This window comes from Kitasatospora putterlickiae (genome assembly GCF_039527695.1).
Classification (GTDB): domain Bacteria; phylum Actinomycetota; class Actinomycetes; order Streptomycetales; family Streptomycetaceae; genus Kitasatospora; species Kitasatospora putterlickiae.
Genome location: NZ_BAAAKJ010000286.1, coordinates 15,327 through 20,663, shown reverse-complemented (window position 1 = coordinate 20,663; position 5,337 = coordinate 15,327). Strand labels below are relative to the sequence as shown.

The following is a 5,337-nucleotide window of genomic DNA, read 5'->3' as shown; positions in this document are numbered from 1 at the left end:
CCGACAGCGGCTTACAGGAACGAGTTGATCTGGATCGTCTCGTCCCGGCCCGGGCCGACGCCGATGGCGGAGATCGGGGCGCCCGACATCTCCTCCAGCGCCTTCACGTACGCCTGGGCGTTCTTCGGCAGCTCGGCGAAGGTCTTCGCCCCGCTGATGTCCTCGCTCCAGCCCGGCAGCGTCTCGTAGACCGGCTTGGCGTGGTGGAAGTCCGACTGGTTGTACGGCAGCTCCTCGACGCGGCGCCCGTCGATCTCGTACGCCACGCAGACCGGGATCTGCTCCCAGCCGGTGAGCACGTCGAGCTTGGTGAGGAAGAAGTCGGTGAGGCCGTTGACCCGGGTCGCGTAGCGGGCGATCACCGCGTCGAACCAGCCGCAGCGGCGGTCGCGGCCGGTGGTGACGCCGCGCTCGCCGCCGATGCGGCGCAGCGCCTCGCCGTCCTCGTCGAGCAGCTCGGTCGGGAACGGGCCGGAGCCGACGCGGGTGGTGTAGGCCTTCAGGATGCCGATGACGCGGTCGATCTTGGTGGGGCCGATGCCGGAGCCGGTGCAGGCGCCGCCCGAGGTCGGGTTGCTGGAGGTGACGAACGGGTACGTGCCGTGGTCGACGTCGAGCAGGGTGCCCTGGCCGCCCTCCAGCAGGACGACCTTGCCGGCCTTCAGCGCCTCGTCGAGCACCAGGGTGGTGTCGGCGAGGAACGGCTTGATCTTGTCCGCGTAGCCGAGGTACTCCTCCAGCACCAGGTCGGCCGGGATGGCGCGACGGTTGTACAGCTTGACCAGCAGCTGGTTCTTGTCGTGCAGCGCCGCCTCGATCTTCTGGCGCAGGATCGACTCGTCGAAGAGGTCCTGGACCCGGATGCCGACGCGGTTGATCTTGTCCGCGTAGGTCGGGCCGATGCCGCGGCCGGTGGTGCCGATCCGGCGCTTGCCGAGGAAGCGCTCGGTGACCTTGTCCAGGGTGCGGTGGTACGGCGTGATCAGGTGGGCGTTGCCCGAGATCAGCAGCTTGGAGGTGTCGATGCCGCGCTCGTTCAGGCCGTTGAGCTCGGAGAGCAGCACACCCGGGTCGATGACGACGCCGTTGCCGATCACCGGCGTCACATTCGGGCTGAGAATGCCGGAAGGGAGCAGGTGCAGCGCGTACTTCTGGTCGCCGATGACCACCGTGTGACCGGCGTTGTTACCGCCCTGGTAGCGGACGACGTAGTCGACGGAGCCGCCGAGGAGGTCGGTCGCCTTCCCCTTGCCCTCGTCTCCCCACTGAGCGCCAACGAGCACGAGTGCCGGCACAGGCGTACACCCCTTCCGGTTGGGGCATCCTGCGTAGGCCGCAGTCTGCCCCGAGATAGACGAAGCCCCTGGCGCAATAGCGCAAGGGGCTCTTGCACCGAGAGATTACCTGAGGAAGGACCGGTTGTGTCGTCCCTGTCCACGCCCGCAACCGGCGGCCCGGAGCCGCTCCTCCTGCTCCTCGACCCGGCGGCCCGGCAGTCCGACGGCGAGTCGGTGCGGATCGCGAAGGACGTTCTCTCCGGTGGGACGGACGTCAAGGTGGCCTATCCGGAGACGCCTTCCGAGCTCGATCGGATGCTTTCGCACCGCGGTCGGAGGCGACCGGTCGTGATCGGTTCCGATCTCGCGCTCCAGCGGGTGCTCCAGGCCCTGTACCGCCAACGTGAGCTGGGGACGGACCCGGTGGGCCTGGTGCCGGTCGGCCGGCCGGAGGAGGTGGCGGCGGCCCGCGGGCTGGGTGTTCCGGCCGCCCCGGTGGCGGCGGCGCGGGCGGTGCTGGCGGGGGCGGTGCGCAAGCTGGACCTGCTGGTCGACGACGGCGGCGGGGTGGCGCTCGGCGGGGTGCGGATCGCGGGGAGCGGGGTGCGGCGCCCGGCGGGCCGTCCGGGCGGTTGGCGTTCGCTATGGGCGAAACTGGCTGCGGCCGAGCAGGGGACCGTACTCACCTCCGAGCGGGCGGGCCGGAACGGGCCGGCCGGACGCCCCGAGCCCGGCCTCGGCGAGCCGAACTCGCGGCTGCGGGTCGAGGCGGACGGCCGGCTGCTCGCCGATGTGCACCGGCCGGTCCGGGTGGTCCAGGTGAGCCTGCCGTCCGGCGACGCGGCCGGCGAGGGCGTGATGGAGATCGTGGTCCGCACCCCCGGCGCCCTGCTGCGGGCCCGGGCGGCCAGCGTCTCGGTGGCCGGGCGCGGCTTCGGATACGAGGCGGACGGCCACCCGGTCGGCCCGGTCCGGGCCCGCACCTGGACGGTCCACCCGGGGTGCTGGGGCCTGCTGCTGCCCACCGCCCAGCCGCCCCGCGCCGAGCGGGCCGCCGGGTGAGCAGGCTCACGTTGGACGAACGGCGGACGAACGCGCGGCGAAGCGCCGGGCACGCCCGGAACGCGTCAACGGGCGCGAACCGCAAGGCCGGGCGCGTTCGCCGACCGCCCCCGGCCGCCGAAACCCGCCCGGGGTAAGGGGTTTTGTCTACGCGCGTTACCGACGGTCACCCGCTCAGATCCGGCCGACCGGGTGCCGGAACGCCGGGTCGGCTGGCCTAGACTCGAAGGCGTGCCACGTGGTGACGGAAGACTCAACCACGATCTTCTTCCCGGCGAGAAAGGCCCCCAGGACGCTTGCGGCGTCTTCGGTGTCTGGGCTCCCGGCGAGGAGGTCGCCAAGCTCACGTTCTTCGGCCTTTACGCCCTGCAGCACCGCGGTCAGGAATCCGCGGGCATCGCAGTGAGCAACGGCTCCCAGATTCTCGTCTTCAAGGACATGGGACTCGTCTCCCAGGTCTTCGACGAGGCCTCCCTGGGGTCGTTGCACGGGCATATCGCCGTCGGACACGCCCGCTACTCGACCACCGGTTCCTCGGTCTGGGAGAACGCCCAGCCGACCTTCCGGGCGACCGTGCACGGCTCCCTGGCCCTCGGTCACAACGGAAACCTGGTGAACACCGCCGAACTGGCGGCCATGGTCGCCGAACTCCCCGGCGAGGAGCACGTCTCCCGCTCCGGGCGGACGGCCGCGACCAACGACACCGACCTGGTGACCGCGCTGCTCGCCGGCCACCCGGACCTCTCCATCGAGGAGACCGCCAAGGTCGTCCTGCCCAAGGTCAAGGGCGCCTTCTCGCTCGTCTTCATGGACGAGAACACGCTCTACGCCGCCCGTGACCCGCAGGGCATCCGCCCGCTGGTGCTGGGCCGGCTGGAGCGCGGCTGGGTGGTCGCCTCCGAGACGGCGGCGCTGGACATCTGCGGCGCCTCCTTCATCCGCGAGGTCGAGCCCGGCGAGCTCATCGCCATCGACGAGAACGGCATGCGCACCTCCAGGTTCGCCGAGGCCAGGCCCAAGGGCTGCGTCTTCGAGTACGTGTACCTGGCCCGCCCGGACACCACCATCGCCGGCCGCAACGTGCACCTCTCCCGCGTGGAGATGGGCCGCCGGCTGGCGAAGGAGGCCCCGGCCGAGGCCGACCTGGTGATCGCGACGCCCGAGTCCGGCACCCCGGCCGCGATCGGCTACGCCGAGGCCAGCGGGATCCCGTACGGCTCCGGCCTGGTGAAGAACGCCTACGTGGGCCGCACCTTCATCCAGCCCAGCCAGACCATCCGCCAGCTCGGCATCCGGCTCAAGCTCAACCCGCTGCGCGAGGTCATCGCGGGCAAGCGCCTGGTCGTGGTCGACGACTCGATCGTCCGCGGCAACACCCAGCGCGCCCTGGTGAAGATGCTCCGCGAGGCGGGCGCCGCCGAGGTCCACATCCGGATCTCCTCGCCGCCGGTCAAGTGGCCGTGCTTCTTCGGCATCGACTTCGCCACCCGCGCGGAGCTGATCGCCAACGGCATGACCATCGAGGAGATCGGCCGCACGCTCGGTGCGGACTCGCTCTCCTACATCTCGATCGACGGCATGATCGAGGCCACCAAGCAGCCGAAGGACCGGCTCTGCCGGGCCTGCTTCGACGGTGAGTACCCGATGGAGCTGCCCGACCCGGCGCTGCTCGGCAAGCTCCTGCTGGAGGCCGAGATCAAGGGCGGCCAGCAGGCCCCCGCGGTCCGCGGCAAGCCGACCAGCGGCAGCGACCTGGACGGCGTCCAGTCGCTGCTCGGCGGGGCGGGCGCGGCCGACGCGCTGCGCCGCCCGTAACGACGAACCCGCGGTGGGGTCCCGCGACCGGGACCCCACCGCCGTTCCAACCCCCACCACAGACCCGAGAGGGCCGCACAGCAGTGACTACCGACCAGAACGGCGCCACCTACGCCGCCGCCGGCGTCGACATCGAAGCGGGCGACCGCGCCGTCGAGCTCATGAAGCAGTGGGTGAAGAAGGCCAACCGCCCCGAGGTGGTCGGCGGTCTCGGCGGCTTTGCCGGCCTCTTCGACGTCTCCGCGTTCAAGAACTACGAGCGGCCGCTGCTGGCCTCGGCCACCGACGGCGTGGGGACCAAGGTGGCCATCGCGGCCGCCATGGACAAGCACGACACCATCGGCCACGACCTGGTCGGCATGGTCGTCGACGACATCGTGGTCTGCGGCGCCGAGCCGCTGTTCATGACCGACTACATCTGCGTCGGCAAGGTCGTCCCGGAGCGGGTCGCCGCGATCGTCAAGGGCATCGCCGAGGGCTGTGCCCTGGCCGGCTGCGCCCTGGTCGGCGGCGAGACCGCCGAGCACCCGGGCCTGCTCGGGCCGGACGAGTACGACGTCGCGGGCGCCGGCACCGGCGTGGTCGAGGCGGACGCGCTGCTGGGCGCCGAGCGCGTCCGGGCCGGCGACGTGGTGATCGCGATGGCCGCCTCCGGCCTGCACTCCAACGGCTACTCGCTGGTCCGCCACGTGCTGCTGAACCAGGCCGGCTGGAAGCTGGACCGCAAGGTCGAGGAGTTCGGCCGCACCCTCGGCGAGGAGCTGCTGGAGCCGACCCGGATCTACTCGCTGGACTGCCTGGCGCTGATCCGCGCCGCCGAGGTGCACGCCTTCTCGCACGTCACCGGCGGCGGCCTGGCGGCCAACCTGGCCCGGGTCATCCCGGACGGCCTGCACGCCCGCCTGGACCGCGGCACCTGGACCCCGCTGCCGGTCTTCCGGACCGTCGCCGAGGTCGGCAAGGTGGCCACCCTGGAGATCGAGAAGACGCTCAACATGGGCGTCGGCATGGTCGCCGTCGTCCCGCCGCACTCGGTGGACACCGTGCTGGCGGTCCTGGAGGACCGCGGCGTGGAGTCCTGGGTGCTGGGCGACATCGTCGAGCGCACCGCCGGGCACGCGGACGGCGCGGCCCTCTACAACGCCTACGAGGGCTTCACCGCCTGAGCCCGGCCCGACGGGCC

Annotated in this window: 4 protein-coding genes; 3 read left to right on the top strand and 1 reads right to left on the bottom strand. The window is 71.7% G+C overall.

The window, feature by feature from the left end:
• Positions 1-11: 11 nt before the first annotated feature.
• Complete coding sequence (locus ABD308_RS27845) at positions 12-1,295, bottom strand: adenylosuccinate synthase (RefSeq protein WP_344340103.1); 1,284 nt, start codon at positions 1,293-1,295, stop codon at positions 12-14.
• Positions 1,296-1,625: 330 nt separating this feature from the next.
• Between ABD308_RS27845 and ABD308_RS27840 the strand changes: the two genes are divergently transcribed.
• From ABD308_RS27840 to purM, 3 genes are all read left to right on the top strand, one after another.
• A complete protein-coding gene (locus ABD308_RS27840; protein WP_344340101.1) occupies positions 1,626-2,339 on the top strand; it encodes a diacylglycerol kinase in 714 nt (237 codons plus the stop codon).
• A 231-nt stretch (positions 2,340-2,570) separates the two neighbouring features.
• Positions 2,571-4,154, top strand: coding sequence for an amidophosphoribosyltransferase (gene purF / locus ABD308_RS27835; protein ID WP_344340099.1), 1,584 nt, complete (start codon positions 2,571-2,573; stop codon positions 4,152-4,154).
• An 83-nt stretch (positions 4,155-4,237) separates the two neighbouring features.
• Positions 4,238-5,320, top strand: a complete 1,083-nt coding sequence (purM, locus tag ABD308_RS27830; RefSeq protein WP_344340096.1) for a phosphoribosylformylglycinamidine cyclo-ligase — start codon at positions 4,238-4,240, stop codon at positions 5,318-5,320.
• Positions 5,321-5,337: the final 17 nt, after the last annotated feature.